The sequence below is a fragment of the Psychroflexus montanilacus genome, assembly GCF_020164535.1.
Lineage (GTDB): Bacteria > Bacteroidota > Bacteroidia > Flavobacteriales > Flavobacteriaceae > Psychroflexus > Psychroflexus montanilacus.
This window is the reverse complement of record NZ_JAIQZC010000003.1, coordinates 123,973-147,522: the sequence shown is the minus strand read 5'-3', so window position 1 is coordinate 147,522 and position 23,550 is coordinate 123,973. Positions and strand designations below refer to the sequence as shown.

General features: G+C 33.6%; 22 protein-coding genes. 5 read left to right on the top strand and 17 right to left on the bottom strand.

The features are described 5' to 3' along the window. Positions 1 to 3 precede the first annotated feature (3 nt). The 17 genes from LB454_RS09640 to purN form a co-directional block, all read right to left on the bottom strand. Entirely contained in the window at positions 4 to 990 is a 987-nt protein-coding gene (locus LB454_RS09640; protein WP_224464460.1) for a UDP-glucuronic acid decarboxylase family protein, read from the bottom strand. Between the two features lie 3 nt (positions 991 to 993). Then, complete coding sequence (locus tag LB454_RS09635; protein ID WP_224464459.1) at positions 994 to 2,301, bottom strand: UDP-glucose dehydrogenase family protein; 1,308 nt, start codon at positions 2,299 to 2,301, stop codon at positions 994 to 996. Between the two features lie 64 nt (positions 2,302 to 2,365). Beyond that, complete coding sequence (locus tag LB454_RS09630; RefSeq protein WP_224464458.1) at positions 2,366 to 3,571, bottom strand: O-antigen ligase family protein; 1,206 nt, start codon at positions 3,569 to 3,571, stop codon at positions 2,366 to 2,368. After that, positions 3,561 to 4,658, bottom strand: a complete 1,098-nt coding sequence (locus tag LB454_RS09625) for a DUF1972 domain-containing protein (protein ID WP_224464457.1) — start codon at positions 4,656 to 4,658, stop codon at positions 3,561 to 3,563. Before LB454_RS09625 ends, LB454_RS09630 begins: the two co-directional genes overlap by 11 nt. Further along, positions 4,633 to 5,910, bottom strand: coding sequence for an O-antigen ligase family protein (locus tag LB454_RS09620; RefSeq protein ID WP_224464456.1), 1,278 nt, complete (start codon positions 5,908 to 5,910; stop codon positions 4,633 to 4,635). Before LB454_RS09620 ends, LB454_RS09625 begins: the two co-directional genes overlap by 26 nt. Beyond that, positions 5,903 to 7,000, bottom strand: a complete 1,098-nt coding sequence (locus LB454_RS09615) for a glycosyltransferase family 4 protein (protein ID WP_224464455.1) — start codon at positions 6,998 to 7,000, stop codon at positions 5,903 to 5,905. The genes LB454_RS09620 and LB454_RS09615 overlap by 8 nt, the downstream gene beginning before the upstream one ends. A 23-nt stretch (positions 7,001 to 7,023) precedes the next feature. Then, positions 7,024 to 7,869 carry a sulfotransferase family protein gene (locus LB454_RS09610; protein ID WP_224464454.1) on the bottom strand — a complete coding sequence of 282 codons (846 nt, stop codon included), beginning with the start codon at positions 7,867 to 7,869 and terminating at the stop codon, positions 7,024 to 7,026. A 9-nt stretch (positions 7,870 to 7,878) separates the two neighbouring features. After that, entirely contained in the window at positions 7,879 to 8,925 is a 1,047-nt protein-coding gene (locus tag LB454_RS09605) for a polysaccharide deacetylase family protein (protein ID WP_224464453.1), read from the bottom strand. Continuing rightward, positions 8,918 to 9,931 (bottom strand): glycosyltransferase family 2 protein, encoded by a 1,014-nt coding sequence (locus LB454_RS09600; RefSeq protein WP_224464452.1) that lies wholly within the window; start codon positions 9,929 to 9,931, stop codon positions 8,918 to 8,920. The genes LB454_RS09605 and LB454_RS09600 overlap by 8 nt, the downstream gene beginning before the upstream one ends. Then, positions 9,919 to 10,842, bottom strand: coding sequence for a sulfotransferase family protein (locus LB454_RS09595; RefSeq protein WP_224464451.1), 924 nt, complete (start codon positions 10,840 to 10,842; stop codon positions 9,919 to 9,921). The genes LB454_RS09600 and LB454_RS09595 overlap by 13 nt, the downstream gene beginning before the upstream one ends. A gap of 169 nt (positions 10,843 to 11,011) precedes the next feature. After that, on the bottom strand, positions 11,012 to 12,220 hold the full coding sequence (locus LB454_RS09590; RefSeq protein WP_224464450.1) for a polysaccharide pyruvyl transferase family protein: 1,209 nt from the start codon (positions 12,218 to 12,220) through the stop codon (positions 11,012 to 11,014). Next, positions 12,199 to 13,494 (bottom strand): oligosaccharide flippase family protein, encoded by a 1,296-nt coding sequence (locus LB454_RS09585; protein WP_224464449.1) that lies wholly within the window; start codon positions 13,492 to 13,494, stop codon positions 12,199 to 12,201. Before LB454_RS09585 ends, LB454_RS09590 begins: the two co-directional genes overlap by 22 nt. Positions 13,495 to 13,578: 84 nt before the next feature. Next, the gene (locus LB454_RS09580; RefSeq protein ID WP_224464448.1) at positions 13,579 to 14,550 is read right to left on the bottom strand and encodes a GumC domain-containing protein; all 972 of its coding nucleotides are present in this window, start codon (positions 14,548 to 14,550) and stop codon (positions 13,579 to 13,581) included. Between the two features lie 100 nt (positions 14,551 to 14,650). Then, a complete protein-coding gene (locus LB454_RS09575) occupies positions 14,651 to 16,552 on the bottom strand; it encodes an amidophosphoribosyltransferase (protein WP_224464447.1) in 1,902 nt (633 codons plus the stop codon). A gap of 46 nt (positions 16,553 to 16,598) precedes the next feature. After that, entirely contained in the window at positions 16,599 to 17,522 is a 924-nt protein-coding gene (locus LB454_RS09570; protein ID WP_224464446.1) for a PfkB family carbohydrate kinase, read from the bottom strand. Positions 17,523 to 17,779: 257 nt separating this feature from the next. Then, entirely contained in the window at positions 17,780 to 18,400 is a 621-nt protein-coding gene (locus LB454_RS09565) for a ribonuclease H1 domain-containing protein (protein WP_224464445.1), read from the bottom strand. A 3-nt stretch (positions 18,401 to 18,403) separates the two neighbouring features. Further along, a complete protein-coding gene (gene purN / locus LB454_RS09560; protein ID WP_224464444.1) occupies positions 18,404 to 18,991 on the bottom strand; it encodes a phosphoribosylglycinamide formyltransferase in 588 nt (195 codons plus the stop codon). 154 nt (positions 18,992 to 19,145) lie between these two features. On the opposite strand from purN, the gene LB454_RS09555 reads away from it, so the two are divergent. From LB454_RS09555 to pyk, 5 genes are all read left to right on the top strand, one after another. After that, entirely contained in the window at positions 19,146 to 19,382 is a 237-nt protein-coding gene (locus LB454_RS09555; protein WP_019037482.1) for an acyl carrier protein, read from the top strand. A gap of 13 nt (positions 19,383 to 19,395) precedes the next feature. After that, positions 19,396 to 20,652: a beta-ketoacyl-ACP synthase II gene (gene fabF / locus LB454_RS09550; protein ID WP_224464443.1), complete on the top strand. Its 1,257-nt coding sequence runs from the start codon at positions 19,396 to 19,398 to the stop codon at positions 20,650 to 20,652. A gap of 14 nt (positions 20,653 to 20,666) precedes the next feature. Next, the gene (gene rnc / locus LB454_RS09545; protein ID WP_224464442.1) at positions 20,667 to 21,404 is read left to right on the top strand and encodes a ribonuclease III; all 738 of its coding nucleotides are present in this window, start codon (positions 20,667 to 20,669) and stop codon (positions 21,402 to 21,404) included. 137 nt (positions 21,405 to 21,541) lie between these two features. Continuing rightward, the gene (locus LB454_RS09540) at positions 21,542 to 22,024 is read left to right on the top strand and encodes an IPExxxVDY family protein (RefSeq protein WP_224464441.1); all 483 of its coding nucleotides are present in this window, start codon (positions 21,542 to 21,544) and stop codon (positions 22,022 to 22,024) included. Next, positions 22,024 to 23,454, top strand: coding sequence for a pyruvate kinase (gene pyk / locus LB454_RS09535; protein WP_224464440.1), 1,431 nt, complete (start codon positions 22,024 to 22,026; stop codon positions 23,452 to 23,454). Before LB454_RS09540 ends, pyk begins: the two co-directional genes overlap by 1 nt. Positions 23,455 to 23,550 lie beyond the last annotated feature (96 nt).

The following is a 23,550-nucleotide window of genomic DNA, read 5'->3' as shown; positions in this document are numbered from 1 at the left end:
TGATTATTTCCTGTTGTGATCCGAAAAGTCCTTATGCTCACTTCGCTGGAGCTCTTCTTTTGTGAGTGACTTAAAATAATCATAGGTTAACTTCATGCCTTGTTCTCTATCCACTTTAGGTTCCCAGCCTAAAATTGATTTGGCTTTAGAGATATCGGGTTGTCTCTGCATGGGGTCATCTTTTGGCAAGGGTTTATAAATAATTTTTTGATCGGTTCCTGTCAATTTAATAATTTCTTCAGCAAAGTCTAGAATTGAAATTTCATACGGATTCCCAATATTTACTGGTTCCGCGTAATCGCTCATCAGGAGTTTGAAAATACCTTCCACCTGATCATCAACAAAACAAAAGGAACGGGTTTGCGATCCGTCTCCGAAAACGGTTAAATCCTCCCCTCTTAAGGCTTGACCAATAAAAGCCGGAATCACCCGACCGTCATTTAAACGCATTCTGGGACCGTAAGTATTGAAAATCCTTACAATTCTAGTCTCCAATCCATGAAACCGATGGTAGGCCATGGTCATGGATTCCTGGAAGCGTTTGGCCTCGTCGTAAACTCCTCTAGGGCCAATGGTGTTGACGTTCCCATAGTATTCTTCTGTCTGAGGGTGAACTAATGGATCTCCATAAACTTCACTTGTGGAAGCAATCAAAAGCCTGGCACCTTTAGCTTTTGCTAAACCTAGTAAATTATGTGTCCCTAAAGATCCCACTTTGAGGGTTTGAATCGGTATTTTTAAATAATCAATAGGGCTTGCGGGTGAAGCAAAATGAAGGATATAATCTAAATCATCTGGGACGTGCACAAACTTACTAACGTCGTGGTGGTAAAACTCGAAGGCATTCAACTTAAAAAGATGCTCAATATTCTTAAGGTCCCCTGTAATGAGGTTATCCATGCCGATGACTTTGAAACCTTCATCTATAAATTTATCACAAAGATGAGAGCCTAAAAACCCAGCAGCACCAGTAATTAATACATTTTTCATAAGTTATGCTTTTTGTCTTCCTATGGAAATATAGTGTATTCCTTCTTTAGCTAGCTCAACCGTTGGATATAAATTTCGACCGTCAAAAATGACAGGCTGCTTTATGTTTGATTTTAAGCGCTTGTAGTCTGGTGTTCTAAAAATACTCCATTCTGTACAAATCAATAAGGCATCTGCGCCTTCTGTCACCTCATACATATCTTTTCCAAAACCTACTTTACTGCCATACTTCTGCTCTACATTATCCATAGCTTCAGGATCAAAGGCTTTCACTTTTGCTCCTGCTTCCAGCAATTTATCAATCATATACAAGGCTGGAGCTTCACGAATGTCATCGGTTTCCGGCTTAAATGCCAGTCCCCAAATGGCGATGGTTTTATCTTTTAGGTCACCATCAAAAAATGATAAGATTTCCGGATAAAGAATCGTTTTTTGCTTTTCATTGACATCAACGACTGCCTCTAAAATTTTGAAGTCATAGTTAATGTCTTTTCCTGACTTATGCAGTGCCTTGACATCTTTAGGGAAACAAGAGCCGCCATAGCCTATGCCGGGAAAAAGGAAACGCTTTCCGATTCTAGAATCCGTTCCCATCCCTATTCTGACTTTATCCACATCTGCACCTACTTTCTGACAGTAATTGGCGATTTCATTCATAAAGGTGATTTTCGTCGCAAGGAAGGAATTGGAGGCATACTTGGTCAGTTCAGCTGACTTTTCATCCATGATGATGATAGGATTACCAGATCTAACGAATGGCTGATACAAACGCTTCATGACCTCAGTCGCTCTTTGACTACTCGAGCCAATCACAATACGTTCCGGCTTTAAGAAATCGTCCACTGCAAAACCCTCTCTAAGGAATTCAGGGTTGGAAACCACATCAAAATCAGTTTTACAATCCTTGGCAATAGTATCATGGACAAGGTCTGCTGTTCCAACCGGTACCGTACTTTTATCAACTATCACCTTATAAGAAGTGATGTATGCTCCAATTTCTTTAGCTACGCCTAGGACGTATTTCAAGTCTGCGGAGCCATCTTCATCTTCTGGGGTGGGTAAAGCCAGAAAAATCACTTCTCCAAAGTCCAGACCTTCTTTTAAGTCGGTAGTGAAATTAAGCCTCCCAGCTTCAATATTTCTCTCAAATAAGACATCCAGGTGAGGCTCATAAATAGGCACAACACCTGCTTTCATCTGGTCCACTTTGTTTTTATCGATATCGACACAAAGAACTTCGTTTCCGTTTTCTGCTAAACAGGTTCCTGTAACCAGGCCGACATAGCCTGTTCCGATGACTGCTATTTTCATAAGGTGGGATTTACTTTTTTATAATTTACGAATTTATAGTTTTCGGTTTTTAATTTTGACTTTTTTAACCACTAATATTAGGTTCTTTTTCAGATTTTACAAGTACACAATAGATCAAAATAAAAATGAATAATCCTCTTTGAACCCATAAAACTGATTCAGTGAAAAACCAAATCGAAAACATAAAAGACACAAAAATGAGCCAAGTTTGACTTTTAGCGAAGCCCATCTTAATTAAACACATTAAATTAATGAGAAGAAGAATTAAACCAATAAATCCTAACTCGGATAGCATTTGGGCATACGTGTTATGGTAATTATATTCATGAAACCCATAGTAAGTATTTAATCGCTCATGATTTTTTTTCATGCTCTCTCTAGATGCAAATAGTCCAAAGCCACCTAAAAAAATGTCATTTTCTGAAAGCTGTTCTTTTAGAATTCTTAATTGTAATAAGCGAATGGAGGTGCCTGTCCATGGGTAAACTTTGGTAAATTTTTCTTTGTAAATGACTTCACTAAAATTTGTTTCAAATTCAGAAGAAAATCTTGTTTCCAATTTACTAAAACCAAAATAAAAAAGTACAGCAATCACAGTAAGCACTAAAAATAAAATTGACTGTTTTCTTTTGTACAGAAATAAAAAAACAAACAAGGTCAAAATACTAATGATTACCATGATCTTGGATGAAAGGAATAAAATAAAAACAAACAAAACAAAAAGACATATATAGTCAATCCATATCTTTTTATGTTTAAATAACAAAAAAACAATACTTATATAGAAAAAGGAAGATACATAAATAGCATTCAAGTCTAACAAACTCACAAAATCGTGATAGAAAAATGTACTATTATCATGATGTTTTTGATAGCTAATGAAAGAATCGATTAAAAAGAGTAAGCCAAATGAGCAATTCACAAGTGAGAAAATGGTGAAAACTTTATTTATTTGAGCTTTTTTTAAAATCACATTGAAACTTAAAGACAGAGGCAAAACAGCAAGAATTAAGGTCCGGCTCAACCCCTTTAAAGTCAATTCCACATCATGGGACCACACTATACTCATGATAAAAAATACATACAGGAGTAGTGGTGCATAAAAATTTTTATCAATATTAAATCCTCTCTTTTTTTTTATAGAGGTAAAAACTGAATAGCACACAAAAACTCCCATAAAAATGCTAGACAGCGAATGCTTTAGCATCAGTGAGCAAAATACAAGCGACAGAAGAACAACCTCAGTTTTGGTTAAAAAGTTATTTTTCATTTAGACATTCGTAAAAAAAATTCAGGTATTCATTATTGATTTTATCCCAATTAAAGTTCGATTGTATAGAATTTATATTATTAAGTAGAATATCACTGTGTTCACTTTTTTGCAACGTGTTGCAAAACTTTGCGATATCATTTTTATCGTCAAAATAAAAAGCATTTTCCATGAGAATGGACTTATTAAATACATTTGAATTTGCAATAATCAAACTATGAGTAGCCATGGCCTCTAATAAAGATGGATTGGTTCCACCAACGCTATGCCCATGAAAATAAAGATTTGAGTAGTACCTCAAATTGTTTAAATGTTCTTGATTATAAATACCTCCAAGAAATCTAATATGTTTGTGAGAATTAAATTTTTTATAAATATACTGACCAAAACTTGACGTATCATATTTTCCGATGACTAAGAAATCTGAGTTAGTCTTAGATAAAACCACACCATCCAAAATGGTCTCAATATTATTTTCCGGCTCCAATCGGGCGATTAACATGTTATAAGCATAAGGGACTAGCTTATAAAGTTCTAAAATTTCTTGATTATAGTTTGTAATTACTTCAGCTCCATAAGCTATAAATTTTGAATTTTTATTGTAAGCGGATAGGAGGTAATTTTGAATTCCTACAGAATCGGAAACAAGGAAATCGCTTGAACGGATTGCAAGTTTTTCAGAATATTTTAAAAATTTCTGAACTTTTTTAGAGTATTTAGAGCGCTTCCACTCTAAACCATCCATGTTGGTTACAACGACGCTATTCTTAGGTAAGAATCTATGCCAAATAGAACTACTAGTGTATCCTAATTGGAGAATAATGTCAAAATTTCTTTTTCTTGAATCTATGATGCAATTAAAATCATATATAAACTGTCCTGCTGTACCAATTTTATTTTCAGGATCGTAACAATGAATAATATTAACACCGTTAAATTGTTTTTTTTGATATGGATGTATACTTGAATTGTACACATACACCTCATGGCCATTATCATGAAGAAAAACAGAGAAAAATTCTGCAAACTGTTCAAATCCACCGTGAAAGTTTGGAATTCCTCTAGTTCCTAATATTCCTATCTTCATAAGTTTTATTTTGAAAATGTTTTAAATAAAATAAACCACCTAAAACTAACATATAAACGTCTGTTTTATTATATAAACCTGAGACGATAAGCGATGTGAACAAGTAGAATACAGCAATAGATGAAATAAAATTATTAATATACAATTCTTTTGTATTTGAGTTTTTCCTGTATGAAAAAAAGTACAAGTAAATCAAAAGTGATAAGTATAATAACAACCCCAAAACACCCGTTTTAAAAATTATTAAAGCATACCCATTATGAATAATAGGTAAATATTGTATTTCTTCACCCGCCAGCTTAACTTCAAACTCTAAATTGACCAGTGCTCCAAAGCCTTTTCCCACAAATACCCCATTTTTTAGAGGTGTATTGTTAACTTGCTCCAGGGCTTTTATTGCTTCATAAGATCTCCATTTGTCCCATAGGTCTTTAAAATCACTATTTTTATCAATATCTGCAGAGAAAACTTCTGCTGGAGCTATCTTTAATTTATATAAAAAACCCTCTAATCCAGATGCTTCCCTATCTAAATCAAGAGAATTAATCACAAAATAAGATGTTATAGAAACTACTATCGTTAAAATTAAATATCTGATTTTTTTGATACTTAAAATAAAATATCCTTTGATTGAAAAAAAAATTAAAAAAAAGCCGATCAGAAAAGTTCTTGAAAAATAAAAGAAAGATGATATTAACAATAAAGCTAAAATCGAATAAGCTATTTTCTTATTCTTTAGAAGAGGGAAACCACTATTTCTATTAGTAAGAATTATAGCAATAGCTAAAAGTTCTAAGTAATTACCTCTCCCTGCAAAATTCCTTATCAAATTAATCTGAAATGAGTTATTACTTATAAAATAAATCAGGATGTTATAAAAATGTATAAACGAAAAAATGATTGCAATAAAAATAATTACCTTAAATAAGTAATATTGATCTTTACACTTCTTCAACAAGTAATATCCAATGGTGAAAAACATAAGAGGCTTGATAAATACTAAAATGTCTTTTATGTATTCATAAGATGAATTTTGATTTAAAACACCAACAAAGACCCCTACAAAAAAAATTGAAAGCAAGCTTAAAATAACATTCTGTACTCTTTTAGAATACTTAAACTCTAGATCTAAAAGTATTATTGGAGTGAATAGTAAACATAAAACCAAATTTAATTCAGAAGATGAAATGGCTAATGGTAAAAACAGCATTAACGCTAAAGAGAACTTATATATATTAACTTTCTTAACCATGCTTTAAAGCTCTTTTATAAGCAGATAATGTTAGTTTAGCGGTTTGGTTCCAATTGTATTTTTCTTCTATTTCTAATTTAAAATTTTCATTAAATTTTGATTTATATGCTTTTTCAACAGCGTCTCTTATGGAACGAACATTTGAAGGGTTGCAATAAAACGCATTATTTTGGAAATACTCTGGTTGATCACCTCTGTTTGAAATCACAATATTACAGCCTGAATAAGCAGCTTCCAATGAAACAAGTCCTGTTGTTTCAAACCAACTAGCCAACACATGAGTTTTTGCTCTTTTATAAACTTCAGCAAGTTCGTCCTGTTTTAGATGAGATATAAATTTAATGTTACTTGATGCTTCTTCTTTGCACTTTTCAAAATAATCGATTGCATTGAAGGAGGGAGATCCTATAATAAATACATTAAATTTGGTTCCTTTTAATGCTTTAATTATGTTCAGCTGATTTTTAACAGGTGTAATTTGACCAACAGTAATTACAGCATTGTCAAATTTATCAAACTTGTGACTGGTTGATTTTTGAGATGAAAATATATTTAAATCAATAGCATTTGGAATAACTTTGAAATCCTGCTCAACACCGTATGCTTCAAAAAGTCTATCATATTCACTTTTAGAATTTGGAAGGAGTATTTCAGCGTTTTTAATTATTTTTTGAATAGAAGTCTTGTGCCCTTTGAAAACATAACTAATGTGAGTAAGTTTATCTTGACCTTTTACGATTCTAGCTAAAGATTTTAAATATTCAAGTTGGTTAAAGCTTAAAATTTTACTTAAAAATCTTCTTGAAGCGATAAAATGATTTTTTTCAGCTTCTGAATAATCTACAAATATTGTTGATACAACGTATTTCTTTTTGGCTTTTTTAATTACACCTAATAAATCAGCAGGACGGCAAATATTGAAAAGATGAATCAAATCAAAAGAGGTAAAGTTTACATCATCCTCAACAGTGGCTACATCAACTTCAACTTCTTTAGTGTCGTTAAGATATTCAGCTGTTTTAGAAAGTTGTACAGTATCCCCACCTGGATGAGAGAACAACGTTGCCCTACCTATCATTAAAACTTTCACATATTAAACTTTAAGTATTATTCTCATTTCCAATTAGATAAATCTTGGTTTATAATTACCTCAGTGTTAGCAATTGAATTATTATACAACTCCTTTAGTAATATAGCTTCTTGCTTTAGATTTGGTTTTTCAGCATTCTTCTTATAAAATATGTGTTTAAGCTTCGACTTTAAATGAGAAGGTATTAGACTTTTAAGATTATTTGACCTGGCAATAATATTAAAAACTTTATATCTTGGCTCACTGTACTGATTATGAACCTCTTTTTTGCTTTCTGAATTATTTTTTGAAACCTCAAGAAAATCAAATATTTTATTCAGTGATTTTGATGTATTCTTAAATAAATTATCACTTAAAATTATAAGGATTTGATCGTCGTTAAAATAATTTTTATAGCTTATAATCTGTTGATCATAAAATCCGGGCTCTATATATTCATTATAATGTTGTTTATATTTTTCTTTATTATTTATGACCTCCTGAAGCGGTACTTTAATATAACCTAAATTAATATCCATAAGGTAATGGGACAAAGCCCTTTCTACAGGATTTCTTAAGACCATTATAATTTTCGAATTTGGGTTAAAATGATATATTCGTTCAGCTGATTTACTGTTAAACAAATAGGAAGTACTAAGATCTCCCACAGCCTTATAATCTTTTTTAGATTCAAAAAGGTCAAAATATTCATTCTTAGACTTTACTATTTTAACTTTATAATATGTGTTTTCAACTTCAGGGTAAGAGAAGAAGTGAGGCTCTTTTATCTTTGGCAAAAAAACTTCCGGATGCTCTTGTAGGTAGTAAAAAAGAGAGGTTGTCCCGGACTTTGGTGTACCAACAATAAAAAAGTTTGGCGTTAATCTCATTCGAAAAAATTACAAAGTGACTGTTTTTCTAAATTTATTTTTCAACGCAGGAATTAAACCACAAATATACAATTCTAAAACCGATAGGTCTGCTTGAGTTCCCAAAACTTGAATTCTTGGCAAAGCATACATATGATTTGCGTGTTCTTCAAAAATATTACCTGTTCTCGTTGTTGTTCCTGATGTAAAACTAAGTGTTGACTTTAAGTTTTCAACTTCATTTTTGTTAATCTCGTTTGAGGTTCCAAATGGATAAGCAAAATGGTTTGTGTCTTTATTTGTTCTCTTATCGATCTCTATTTTTGAATCCAAAATTTCTTTAATCTGTTCTTTTTTTGATAGTGTATTTAAGGATAAATGATTCTTTGTGTGACAACCGATTGTTACTAGAGGATCTTTAGAAATTTTTTCTATTTCTTCCCATGATAGGGCTTCCTTATTGATGTAGCTAGTCAAATCTTTATTGTAATTATCCTGCAACTGGTCTAAAATTAATTTCTGTTCCTGAGCATTGGCGTTTATGATAATACCACGTATTTTTTCAAAGCTTTTGTTTTTTTGATTTTGATTTTCACATATAAATTGGTGGTGCTTATTCTTATAAGTAAGTCTTATTTTACTTTTTTCTAATAAGATATCTTCTAGCATGTACCACCAAAGATTTGCTGTTTTATTAGGAAAGCAATTCGTTATGTATATAGTTAAAGGTATTTGTAATTTTTTGAATATAGGGTATGCTAAAGTGATATTATCTTTATAGCCGTCATCAAAAGTGATAACAATGAATTTCTTCTTTAACTTTTTCTTCAATTTGAGAACCTGAGTCATTTCATCAATCGAAATGATATCATATTTTTTCTTTAAGTACAATAGCATTTTCTCAAGAAAATCAACATCAATCTCATTTGCCTTCATCATTTCAATCCTTTGCCTGTCTTCATGATGACTAATTACTTTATGCATAAACAAGATACTACCACAGCCACTATAAAAAGGACGAAATAAAGGTTTTAACGGAAGGTACTTTAATATTTGGAGGACTATAGATTTATTCATGTGTATGTTTCTTTTTATGCCTTTCTATACGCTTCAAAACATTAATTTTTTGTCCAAAAAAAACTTTACCAAAGTCAATATGAGCATAAAATATCGCTTTTTGCTTTGTTGCATCTTCAAAAAGCAGAGCTTTAAGGTATTTGGCTACTGTAGAAAGCAAAATAGCTGGCATATACATTGGATAATACTTTTTATAAAACCTAAGTCCATTCAGTAAGTACAAATATTCTCGCAAAAAATTACTTTTTGAGCTTGCTCCTACATGGTCATAAATTATTGAATTAGAATTTACTTTAAATATATATCCTTTCTGCTTCGCAATTGTGCAAAAATCTGTTTCCTCCCAATACATAAAATAATTTTCTGGTAGAAATCCTAGTTTTTTAAATGAAGTCATACTTGTGAAAATTGAAGCACCGGCTATGGAGTCGATTTTATGTATGTCATCTTTTAGTTTCACATCTTCTACGCCATGCATAAACTTCTTCACTTTAAAACCACCATAATACATAACCTCATTTCTCTTTTTATAAAAATGAATTACGTTACCAACTATTACATTCTGGTTGCTTTTAGCAATTTTCAATAAGTCTTCCATCACTTTCGGCTCTACAACCGTGTCTGGGTTTAGCAACCAAACAAAATCATTTCTGCTTATTTTAGATAAAGCTCTCAAAACCATGTTATTACCTGCACCAAATCCACAATTCTCATCATTTTCGATTAATGTTATTTGGGTTGGATTAAAATTTAAATAGGCTTCCAGCTTATTAGGATTACCAGGAATAGAAGTTAAGCTAATATCATTTAGCTTACTCCATTCCTTAATTTTGAAGCAACTATGATCTGTAGAATTATTATCTAAAACATAGATGTGAAAATTATCATACGTGGATTTTAGCAGACTATAAATGCAATCTATTGTATATCTCCAACAATTGTAATTTACAATTATGACATTCACAAAATCTTTCGCTTGATGAGCTTCTGTGCTTAGTCTTTCCATGCGCTAAGATCTATATTTAGTAGTTTTTCTAGCTTTATAATATCTTCCTTAAACACCTCATTTAAATACAAATAGGATTCTTGTGGAATTTTGGGTTTTTCACCATGTTCATAAAGGATTTTATCTGTCAAAAGTTTTTTGATGTAATCAGGAGCTATTCGTTTTAATGGTGCCAAATTATTTTTGAACTTAAGAATTTGATTTAGAAGTTTATTTCTGGGCTTCAAATAAGGGTTATGTTTAGTTGAAAAATCTATACTATCCAACTCCTTTATATCTAAATTCAAAAAAGTTAAGATGTCTGATAATGTGTTTTTTGTGTTTTTGAAGACATCCTCATAAAGGACAATTTTTATTTGATCTTTTGAAAATACAGTCATATAGTTTTTGACTTGTTTATAGTATAAACCTAGATCTTCATAAAGATGTGCTCTACCCCAAGTGTTAGATTTACTTTTTTTATCATTATAAAGAGCCTTTTGAAAATCAGGCTCTTTCTGGTTACCACTTTTTAAATCCATCAAGAAGTGGGAATAGGCTCTATCTGTTGGGTTTCTCAGTAAAATTATAATTTTTGCGTTTGGAAAATCTTTATAAATTCTTTGTGCAGATAAAGGATCCCATAAATAAGACGGGCTTGCGTCTCCTACAATTTTGAACTTTTTTGAGTTTTTGAAGAGGGAGTAATATACTTTTTCACTCCTTATGATTTTATTATGGTAAAACTTCCCTTCACTTGGATTTTCATATGCCTGAGAGTTGTGCGCTTCTGCTCTTGAATAATAATTAGGTTCTTTTACAAGTGGAAAAAAAACTTGACTATGTTGTGAAAGATAATGGTATAACGATGTAGTTCCTGCTTTGGCAGCACCTACGATAAACAGATTTATATTTGGTTTGTTCACAATCATTTAGATCATATTTAAAATAAACAATGAGCCTTATTAGTTTTTTTAATATCTTAAAAACATAGGGTATAAATCGAAATGGGATTCGATTTAAATTTTCCCTGTAAGTAATTGCTTCGAAAACTAAAATCATCAAATAGGTCTGAAAAAATAGACAGAGATAATTTCATTTTTAGTGCTGTTGAAATAATCTTGAATAATTTTCATAAACCATATTTTTCATTTTATCAAGATTTTTATAACCTCTAAATGTTTTTGAAATTAAATTCGAGAAAACTGTGTTCAAATCTTGAAATTCTACAATATTTATTTCATCCTTTTCCAACCAAGTTTCAACATAAAAGTTCAATTTAGGAATTTTAGAAGTTAAAACTATACTTTGTACATTGTACGATGTTGCTGTGATATTTCCATGCAGACTTGTGCCTGCAAAAATTCTTGATTTTGCAATACCATACATAATATCATATACATTGCTTGATCTTAAAATTTTTGTGCTACCTGTTGTCGTTAATTCTAAAATCTTGTTGAGAGCTACATCATTATTATGACCCGGAGCATTACCTATTGGAAGTAAAAGCGTAGGCACATTATGTTTTGAGTATATCTTATCCAGAATTTCTGCTATCAAAACATAGTTTTCTTGAGCATATTTTAAACCAATTTGAAAACAAAAATAATTTTTGCCTAATTCATCTATTAAATATATTGTCTCCTTCTCTACTTTTTTTTGTAGAGTTTCAACAGGGAAAAAATCAGACATTATTAAAGCAGAATCTGGAGACAAGAAAAACTCTTTCTCAACCCCGATTTCTTTTAAATTGTCAAAAGATTTTTGATCTCTTACTGATAAGTAATCTGACTCATTTAAGTGTTTAGATATATATTTTTTATCTGATGCTGTTAACGTTGATAATAAGGAGGACCCGACAGCATTATAGGTTATTCTTGGATGAACTTTAACAAACTTCTGTTTTGGAATAATAAAAGGCTTTTTCAATTTAAAATCGAAAGCCTTTTCTAAGATAGCTTCCATGGTATTTTTTGGTAAAAATTTGCTAGCTACATTTATGAATTTGAAAAAAAGATCAGATTTCAAATATGAAATTATATTGATCCAGGTCGCAAATAAAACAGCACCACCAGCTACTATAATAACGGTATCATTTGTAATTTTAGTTTCAAAAAGTTCTCTTGTAGACCTTGTTTCAACAGCACCGTAAGCAGATAAATCTGACTTTACGCTGCCATAATATTCAATTGAGAATGCCTCATCATTCTCTATTTTTTTCTGTATTAAATACTCTGTGATTAAGATAGGAAAGAGCAAATCCCCATAATTATGCCTATCTATCGCCCCTACGATGATAACTTTGTCCATACTATAAATAGTGTTATTGTGAATACTACAAAAGCCCCTTTTGTGTATAAAAATTTAAAATGAATACGTTTCAGTATCAACATATAAAAAGTTATTAGTAAAATTGTGGTTATTATTAATGAAAGTAATGTTCCTTTAAGACCTAAGTAATAGGTTAGAATAATTCCAGAAACTACCATACCTACAAATGAAATAATATTTGCGCGTGCCCTTTCTTTTTGTTTACCAATAGCGGTTAAGATAATTCCATAGTAAGAAGCCATTAATCTTGTGTTGACAAATAGTCCAAAAAAAGGCAACAAGAAAATCAATTCGGGAAATTTATCATTAAAAAAAAAACTAGAGATGAATGTATTCAGAAATGTGAATACACTAACAATCAGAAGTCCAAAAATTGATAAAAGCATCCATAATTCTTTAAAAACTTTGCGTTCTTCGATTATAGAAACATTATTTTCATAGTTAATCACACTTATCTTTGGGATATATATATTTGATAAAATCGTCGAGACTCCTAGTGATCCTGATGCAAGCTTTAAGCCACTATTGTAAGTAGCAACACCTACTGAGCCAATGAAATATTTTATAATTAATGTATCTACATTAGAATATAAAACAGAAACTATTCGATCAGTTAAATAGGGTAAAGTATCAAGTATTAATTTTTTAAATAAGATTGGTCTATACTTAAAACTTAATCTCACTTTTTTGTTAATCACAAAAAGCGATACTAAAAAAGAGGAAAGCCTTACCATGAGCAATACAGTGCAAATAACAAATATATCTGTTGTCAATTTCGTTATAACCAAACAAGAGGTTATGAAAATAAAAGATCCGATAAACGTGACTATTGCATCTAGTTTATAATCGTTTATAACTCTATAGACAACCGTTGATAATTGGAAAAAAGAAAATGAAGCAACAGTCAAAAAAATCAATATACTATAAAAATCATAGTTTAATATTCCAACTAAAATTATTGAATATAAAATGAAAACAAACGAAAAAACGTAGCTTTTGAAGAAGAGATTATTTAAAAAAAGAATATTCAAGTTAGGTAAATCTATTCTCCCTTCACGCAAAAGCTTTTGATTGATACCAAAATCTATCAAAACACAAGAAATAGCAGCAAGTGAATTATAAAAAACATAGTCGCCAAATATAGATTTATCCAATGCCCTAGCTAAAACTATGAAAATCACCAAACTTGAAATCAAATTTGAAAATGTTGAAATAAATGAATAAAAAAAAGTGAGAAATTTATATTTCATCATGTAAATAAATCAAACAAACTATTTTCCTTAGGAAAATTGTAATAACATTATCCTAAACTAAAATGCATTTATAATGGATAAATACTAGTTAACGAAATTGAGAATCTTTTTTTTGAGATAAACTAATAAGAATACTAAACAATAAAGTCCTATTAATATTTGAGGTATAACTAAGTATGAAATATTTTTCTCATCATCATAAACCCCAAACGTAGTATCCACTATTTTTAAAACCTCATCTTCGGTTGCTATTTTTTCTATCAATTCTAAATCAGTTTCCAATGAGAGCCTCTTAAGATTTAAAAGCCCTTGTAAATTTTGACTCCCGGAAAAATTGATAGAGTTGTTATCTGCTGTAGAAAAATCCAAGGTCCCTTTTTGTTCTTTGATAATGCTATCTATTTGTGAACGTATTGTCTTATTTTCAAGGAGTTGTTCCTGCAGATTTTCTAAAGTTAAATTCTTCTTTTTTTCGTAGAATGGATTTTCTGCGAAGGAAGCATATAGCTTTTTCGCAATACTTTCATTGTCTTGTTTCCCTTTTATATGAATCTTGAGTTTGTGAGTAGGATATTCATTGATGTTGATTTTATCTTCCACAAAACTAAAGTCTCCGAATTCATCTAGTAAAAGCTCAAAGGTTTCTTTAGTTTCTGTAGATTCATTTACAAGACTATAAACATCTATTACTGGCTCTACTTCAACCTCTTTTACCCTCGCGTAAGCATTGCCAAAAATCACTTTTAAATCGGCTGTGTCTTTTGATTCTATTTTAGCGTTAATTGAATTTACTTTATCATAAAGATATTCTGTACTTTTATAATTAGTTTGAATTAAAAACTGATTGGTGTAGGTAGGTTCAGAAATAGATTTAATGTAATACTGTAAAACAAAACCGATGACCAAAAGCCCCAAAAGGACAAACTTATGCTTCCAGAAAAATTGAAAGACTTGAACAATTCCAATTAAAATGGATTTAAAAAATAATTTAATTTTTTCGAAAACAACACCTAAGTCGATTTCGTCTGATGAGGATTGAGTTGGATGATCTTGCATACTATTGGATAGTGAGGATTATACTTTTTAAATTTAAGAATTATTTCACAGTAATGAGATGTGAGATACAAGTAAAAGGTTGCGTCAAAAGTGTTCTAAATTAATACGCTCTGTCATTCTTTCCTTCATAAAAGTTCATAAACGCTTTGTTCACAACCTTATTGCCGCCTCGCGTTGGATAATCTCCAGTAAAATACCAGTCGCCTAAATTTTTCGGACAGGCTTCATGGAGTTTATCTACATTTTGATAAATGACTTTGACTTCTGAAGAGATGCTCTCATCGCTTAGAAGCTGAGCAATGCGATCGGAGACTTCTTCATAAGTAAAAGGCTCATATATGGCTTTGACATGATTTTCTTCTGCTTGAGAAGCAAATTCTGACTGGTCTTTGCATTTTTCATAAATAGCATCCACAGTTTCCTGATAAATGCCACGCTCTTTCAACAATGAAACCGCTGCCTGAAACGCCACAAAATCTTCCAGTTTCGCCATATCAATGCCGTAACAGTCTGGATAGCGAATTTGTGGAGCCGAAGACACGATAATGATCTTTTTAGGATTTAACCGATCCAGCATTTTTAGAATACTTTTCTTCAAAGTGGTTCCACGGACGATACTATCATCGATGACGACTAAATTATCGGTGGGTTTCACAACGCCATAGGTGACGTCGTACACGTGAGCTACCAAATCGTCTCGACTGCTGTCTTCAGTAATAAATGTACGAAGCTTCACATCTTTGACGGCAATCTTTTCAGTTCTCAACCTCAAGTTCAAGATGTCCTTAAGTCGCTCATCTGTCAAACTTTCCTTTTCTTTCAGGATCGCCTCATTTTTCTGTCGATTTAATTCGTCCTGAGCAGCTTCCACCATTCCGTAGAAGGAAGTTTCAGCTGTATTAGGAATGTAGGAGAACACTGAATTCATCGTATCAAAATCAATCGCCTTCAACACATCTGGCATCAATAATCGACCTAAGTTTTTGCGTTCCTTATAAATTTCAGCATCACTTCCTCTGGAAAAATAAATACGCTCAAAGGAACAGGCTTTGCGTTCTCTGGGTTTCAAGATGGTTTTGAAATGTACAGAACCATCTTTCTTGGTGATAATCGCTTCTCCTGGCATCAATTCATGCACATCTTCATAATCTACGTTGAAAGCGGTTTGAATAACTGGTCGCTCCGAAGCCACTACTACCACCTCATCATCTTTGTAATAATAAGCTGGCCTTATCCCATTAGGATCTCTAAGGACAAAGGAATCTCCGTGACCCAGCATTCCGGCAATCACATAACCACCATCCCAGTCTTTAGAGGATTTTCTTAGTATTTTGTGTACTTTCAGTTGCTCAACTATATGAGGAGAAGCTTCTTTTTTATTGTAACCTTCGCTTTTTAGCTTTTTATAAAGCTTTCCAACTTCAGAATCCAGGAAGTGGCCTATTTTCTCCATCACTGTCACCGTATCAGCTTTCTCCTTGGGATGCTGACCTAGCTCTACCAGATTTTGGAATAACTCATTGACGTTGGTCATATTGAAGTTACCAGCCACAATTAAGTTTCGGTGCATCCAGTTGTTTTGTCTTAGAAAGGGATGTACACTTTCTATGCTGTTTTTACCAAAGGTTCCGTAACGCACGTGACCCAAAAACACCTCACCCAAATAGGGAAGATTGGTCTTTTGAGCATCAATATCATCCAGAATCTCAGGGTTGGACTCCAACTGAGTATTTATTCTTTCGTTGACCTGAGCAAAAATATCCTGAATAGGTTGCGCCGCATTAGAACGCACTCTGCTAATGTAGCGGTTTCCCGGTTCTACATCTAGCTTGACACTAGCCAGACCAGCGCCATCCTGCCCCCTGTTGTGCTGCTTCTCCATCATTAAATACATCTTATTGATGCCGTAGAATGCACTACCGTATTTCTTTTGGTAGTAAGAAAGCGGTTTTAGAAGTCTTAAGGTGGCAATACCACACTCGTGTTTAATAAGTTCACTCATTCCTGTAGTCTATAAAAATGCCCTGAAAAATTCAGGGCAGTAACTGTTAAGCTAAATTGATCTCAAATTGAGTAAGCGCCTGAAAGCTTTTTAAACGCTTGTCCACTTCGTCCTTATCAAGTTCCAGCATTTTTTCTGTTCCAAACTTTTCTACACAAAAAGAAGCTAGATTCGATCCATAAATCACGGCATTTTTCATGTTTTCAAAAGAAATATCTCTGGAGCTGGCAAGATACCCTACAAAACCGCCTGCAAAAGTGTCTCCGGCACCAGTAGGGTCAAAAACCTCTTCTAGTGGTAATGCTGGTGCGAAGAACATTTCTTCTTTATGAAATAACAAAGCCCCATGCTCTCCCTTTTTGATGACCACATAATCCGGTCCCATATCTCTTATTTTTCTGGCCGCTTTGACTAACGAATATTCACCAGAAAGCTGCCTTGCTTCCTCATCGTTGATGGTAATCACATCTACTTTAGAGATCACTTGTTTTAATAGATCCAGCTCAGAATCCATCCAGAAGTTCATCGTATCCAAAACAATGAGTTTAGGATTTTTGACCTGATTGATTACACTCAGCTGAACGGCAGGATGTAAATTACCTAGCATGACAATGTCAGAATTCTTGAAATGATCTGGAACATTTGGTGAAAAGTCTGCCAGAACATTAAGCTGAGTGTCCAGTGTGTCTCTGGAATTCATATCATTATGGTAACGACCGCTCCAGAAAAAGGTTTTACCCCCTTTTACGATTTCCAAGCCGTCCAAATTTACTTGTCTATCGGAAAGCAAATCCAAATAATCTTGTGGGAAATCATCTCCAACAACAGAGACTACACCAGATTCAACGTCAAATTGAGAAGCACTTAAAGCAATGTAAGTTCCGGCCCCACCAAGGATTTTATCTGTTTTTCCAAATGGTGTTTCAATCGCATCAAAAGCCACTGTCCCCACAATTAATAACTTGCTCATATCTATAGAAATTTTTTGCAAATATAGGGTTTCTATAAGAATTTAATCGGTTGAAGCTTTTAATTCAAAGTATATAAAAATTCCTAATCTATAACCCTTTAAATGGCCTAGCTGAATACGATCTTGGATGTTTTACAGTTTTCAATTTAGGACCATAAATGATAAGCTTACAAAGTTTTATAGAGCTCTGATACCTCATAGGTTTTTGAAGCCTGTGAGATCTAATTCCAATATGATAATTTATCCATTGCTAATCCTTACTTCCTCCCAAAATCTGCAGGAATCTCTCCCCAGCTTTTGGTTTCCCATTTCAGAATGGGGTTTTTGAAGGTGTTTTTAGAAAGCCAAATCTCAGCTCTTTTGATCAATTCAAACAGCTTTTCATTTTTGGAATTTTTACTGAGTTTGGTCTTGCATTTTTTCTGACGGATCCAGGACATGGCAATTTTGGAATCTGTATACACCGGCAAATCACTTTTCTTATCTTTTAGAAAAGCCAGGCCGTGTACCAAAGCCAGAAACTCACCTATATTATTGGTCCCGTTGGGAAAAGGCCCCATATGAAACAAGACTTGTTTGGTTTTGGTCACCACTCCTCTGTACTCCATCTTACCAGGATTACCACTGGAGGCAGCATCTACAGCGATAGATTTCCATTCGATGCCTTCAGTAGTGAATTGACTCGGAGCAGTTTTCTTGTGCTTTTGATAACCAAAAAAACCCATCGCATAAGCATCCTTTGCCTCTTCTAATGTTTTGAAAGATTTATATTTGGCGTTGGAGTAATTCTGAATTTGAAGCTTGCAGTCTTGCCAGGTAGAATAGATTCCAGGCTCATAACCTTCCCAAACAACATAATACTTAGAGGATTTAGCCATAAATTAATACAAAAGCTTTTCAATTTCTTTGGGATAATGCTCGTATTCTAACCCATGGATTTTTTCTTCCAGAGAATTTAAATCTTCGTTACCTTCCAACTCAACTTTATGTTGTGCGATAATTTCACCTTCGTCATAATTTTCACTTACATAATGTATGGTAATACCACTTTCGGTTCGTTTATCTTTCAGTATCCGTTTAAATACACGCTCCCCATACATACCATCTCCTCCATAGTCTGGCAAAAGAGAAGGGTGTATATTCACGATCTGATTAGGAAATGCTCTTAAAAAAGGCTCTGGTATTTTTAAGAGGAAGCCCGCTAAAGCAATGACATCTGGATTGATTTCCTGAATGACTTCCAGTAGATTGGTGGAATCGTATAAATCTTCTTTATCAAAATGAATGCATTTGATGCCCAAATCATGAGCACGACGCAATACTCTGGATTTCTTATTATTGGATACAATATGAGAGACTTCAACATCGTCATGTTCTCTAAAATAATGATATATATTTACCGCATTGGTGCCATTGCCAGAAGCAAATACAACAATCTTTTTTTTTGAATTTGGTTTAGAATTTTCCATTGAAGTTGATATTGAATTTGAAATTAAGACGATTTCAAATCTAATTTATAAAATATTATTATGTAAATTTAAACACATTTTCAGCTTAAAAACTTGTTTTAAACTAAAGTTTTATATTTTTGCGCACTGAATTTAAACATAAAAAATTACAATCATGTCAGACATTGCATCAAGAGTAAAAGCCATTATCGTAGATAAGTTGGGCGTTGACGAAAACGAAGTTGTTACAGAAGCTAGCTTTACAAACGATTTGGGAGCAGATTCTTTGGATACAGTTGAGCTAATCATGGAATTCGAAAAAGAATTCGACATTCAAATACCTGATGACCAAGCAGAAAATATCTCAACAGTTGGTCAAGCTATTTCTTATATTGAGGAAGCTAAAAAATAAATAGTCTTATTTCATGGAATTAAAGCGAGTTGTAGTTACTGGACTGGGCGCTCTCACGCCCATAGGAAACAATATAACAGAATACTGGGAAGGTCTGAAACACGGTAAAAGTGGTGCGGCTCCTATCACTTATTTTGATACAAGTCTATTCAAGACCAAATTCGCTTGTGAAATAAAAAACTTTAGCGCCAATGATTACTTCGACAGAAAAGAAGTAAGACGACTAGATAGGTTTGCACAGTATGCTTTGGTAGCTTCAGACGAAGCTATTTTAGACTCTGGTGTTGACCTTAATGTAGTTGATAAATATCGAATTGGTGTCATATGGGGCGCTGGAATAGGAGGCTTAGAAACTTTTCAAAACGAGGTTATTGACTTTGCAAAAGGCGATGGTACTCCGCGTTTCAACCCGTTCTTTATCCCCAAAATGATTGCAGACATTGCTCCTGGAAATATCTCCATCAAACATGGATTTATGGGACCTAATTACGCGACGGTTTCTGCTTGTGCTTCCTCAGCAAACGCTATGATAGACGCTCTTAACTACATTCGTTTAGGATATAGTGATATCATGGTGACAGGAGGTAGTGAAGCAGCAGTAACCCAAGCTGGTATGGGTGGTTTCAATTCCATGCATGCCCTCTCTACCAGAAATGATGATCCTCAAAAAGCATCAAGACCATTTGATGCCAATAGAGACGGGTTTGTCTTAGGTGAAGGTGGCGGTGCTCTAATTCTTGAAGAATATGAGCATGCCAAAGCAAGAGGAGCAAAAATTTATGCTGAAGTGATTGGAGGAGGAATGTCATCTGATGCTTACCATATGACGGCTCCACATCCTGAGGGAATTGGGGTGATAGCTGTGATGAAAAATTGCCTGGAAAATTCTGGATTAAAACCTGAAGATGTAGACACCATAAACACACATGGTACTTCTACACCACTTGGAGATGTCGCAGAATTGAAAGCTATAAAACAAGTTTTTGGCGAACACGCTAAAAATATTAATATCAATTCTACAAAATCGATGACGGGTCACTTACTTGGTGCTGCTGGTGCTGTAGAAGCCATTGCTTCTATTTTGGCGATGCAAAACAGTCTTGTACCACCAACGATCAATCATGAAACTGCAGATGAGAATATTGATTCTGAACTCAATCTTACATTGAACAAGCCACAGGAACGGAAAATAAAAGTGGCGATGAGCAATACGTTTGGCTTTGGAGGACACAATGCCTGCGTTGCTTTTAAAAGCATGGAGGATGAGTAGCATATCCATTTTGAATGAAGTTTTTTAAAAATATACTTAATGAATCCCGTTCTCATAGAGACGGGATTTTTTTTCAAAAAATCCAAAAGATTGTAAAGGTAAAACCCAACAATTTATCTATCTACAAACAGGCTTTCACACACTGTTCTTTAAAAGCTAAGAACGAAGAAGGCCAGATGATAAGCTATGAACGCCTTGAGTTTTTAGGAGATTCTATCCTTGGAGCTGTTATTTCAACTTATTTATTTGAAAATGCACCTCACGGAGATGAAGGCTACCTGACCAAAATGCGCTCTAAAATTGTAAGCCGTAAAAACCTCAATCTACTCGGTCAAAACTTCAACCTCACGGACCTTATACTTTCTGAAATCCCGGCAGAAAAGCTAGGTAAAAACATCAATGGTAATTTATTTGAGGCGCTTATTGGAGCCATTTATGTAGATAAAGGTTTCAAAGCTTGCGAATCTTTCATTTACAAAAAAGTCATCCAGGAAGATGTAGATTTGGCTAAGCTTGAAAAGCGGGTTGTGAGTTATAAGAGTTTAATGATTGAGTGGTGCCAGAAGAACAAATTTCCTTTTGAATATGTTATCGAAGATGATTTCGGCAGAGATGAAGAGAAGCATTTTGCGGTCAAATTAATCATCAATAACGAGATTTCTGGAAAAGCCAGAGAAACCTCCAAAAAGAGAGCTGAAGAGAAAGCCTCTCAACGGGCTTACTTTACTTTTCAAAATCACATCAATACCTAAAATTCTTTCCACGAAAACGTTTTCTTAACCTTTGGCTAACTATTAAGATAGCTTAGGTTTGATGCATCTTGTTTTGTTTCATATATTTACAAGCGGTTGAGTTGAAGTATTGTTAAAAAATTTCTATTAAGTCCATCATGAAAAAAAAGAGATTCAGTTTATCTGATTTTGAAATTTCTGATTTTAAATTGATAGGCATTCATTCTCAACAGGAACCACACAAGCTTGCTTACCTCATAAATTCTGTTCTTGGCACGAGTTTTAAGAGGATGGTAAGCAACCTTGAACTTAGCGTAAATGGAAAACAGGTAGGTTTCCCCATATTTGATTATTTTAATGAGGAATGGGACACAAAATCATATTTGATTTGCAATAAAGTAAGTCTGGAACAAGCATCGGTTGTAGCCAATAACCTGTTTGAAACTGAAGATCTGGTAACCTCAGAGTTTCTTCTGAAAGACTACAAACGTGTGGACTACTTGTTAAAAATTGATGATGAGCTGGACATTTTCAATCCTCAGCTTATCGTAGAAAAAATAGTAAAAACGCATCAAATATCGATGGCATATACCATTGATAGCAGTGCTATAAAACACCCAGAACATTTAATTTTAGACTAATGAAAACATTAAAGAAAACAAAAATAGTTTCCACTCTAGGGCCAGCCACTAGCAAGAAAGAAGTCCTGAAAGACATGCTAGATGCTGGTGTCAACATTTTTAGAATTAATTTTTCCCATGCCGATCATGATGGTGTGCGTGAACGTGTAAAAATGATTCGCGACCTTAACGAAGAGTATGGTTTCAATGCAGGAATTTTAGGAGACCTCCAGGGACCAAAACTTCGAGTTGGTGTTATGAAAGATGAAGTCGTAGTTGAGCCTGGTGATGAAATCATTTTTGCCACTGGAGAAGAATTTGAAGGCACTAAGACACGTGTCTACATGAATTATGACACCTTTCCACAGGACGTAAAACCAGGAGAACGTATTTTACTAGATGATGGAAAATTAATTTTTGAAGTCCTTACTACAGATAAGAAAAGTGAAGTCAAAACAAAAGTTGTGCAAGGTGGACCATTGAAGTCTAGAAAAGGTGTCAACCTTCCAAATACAAACATTTCACTTCCTGCATTGACAGAAAAAGATGTGGAAGATGCCATTTTTGCTTGTGAGCTTCAGGTGGACTGGATTGCTTTGTCATTTGTAAGATTTGCAAGTGATCTAAAACAGCTTCAGAAGATTATTAAAAAGCATAGCGAACATAAGATTCCTATTATTTCTAAAATTGAAAAACCAGAAGGGGTCAAAAACATCGATAAAATCATTGCTTACTGTGATGGATTGATGGTTGCTCGTGGAGATTTAGGTGTGGAAGTTCCAGCTCACGAAGTACCTCTCATTCAAAAGCAACTGGTTTTGAAGGCTAAACAAGCCAGAATTCCCGTCATTATTGCTACGCAAATGATGGAAACCATGATAGATAGCCTGACTCCAACCAGAGCCGAAGTGAATGATGTGGCCAACTCTGTCATGGATGGCGCTGATGCTGTGATGCTATCTGGAGAAACCTCAGTAGGGAAATATCCCGTTCAGGTGATCCAAAAGATGGCTCAAATTTTAAAAAGTGTTGAAAATTCACCACTTATCAATGTGCCACATGAAGCACCACAAATTAAAACTAAAAGATACATCACAAAAGCAGTATGTTATCACGCCGCATTGATGGCCAACGAAATAGATGCCAGCGCCATTTGTACGTTGACCAATAGTGGATACACCGCATTTCAGATTTCAGCCTGGAGACCAGACTCACATATACTAGCCTTTACTTCCAACAAAAGAATTCTCACGCAGTTGAGTCTTTTATGGGGAGTAAGAGCATTTTACTATGATAAATTTAGCAGTACAGATGAAACTATAGAAGATATCAATTCTATTGCTAAAGAAATGAAATACGTTGAAAAAGGCGACTTCACTATCAACCTTGCAGCTATGCCTATTGAAGCTAAAGGCATGGTAAATACCTTAAGAGTGTCTGAAATCAGTTAATGTATCTGACATAAATATTTAGAAGCTGTCTCAAAACATAGAATTGCCACCTTGTCTCAGTGATTTTGGAGTTTCAAGGTCTACATCTAAATTGAT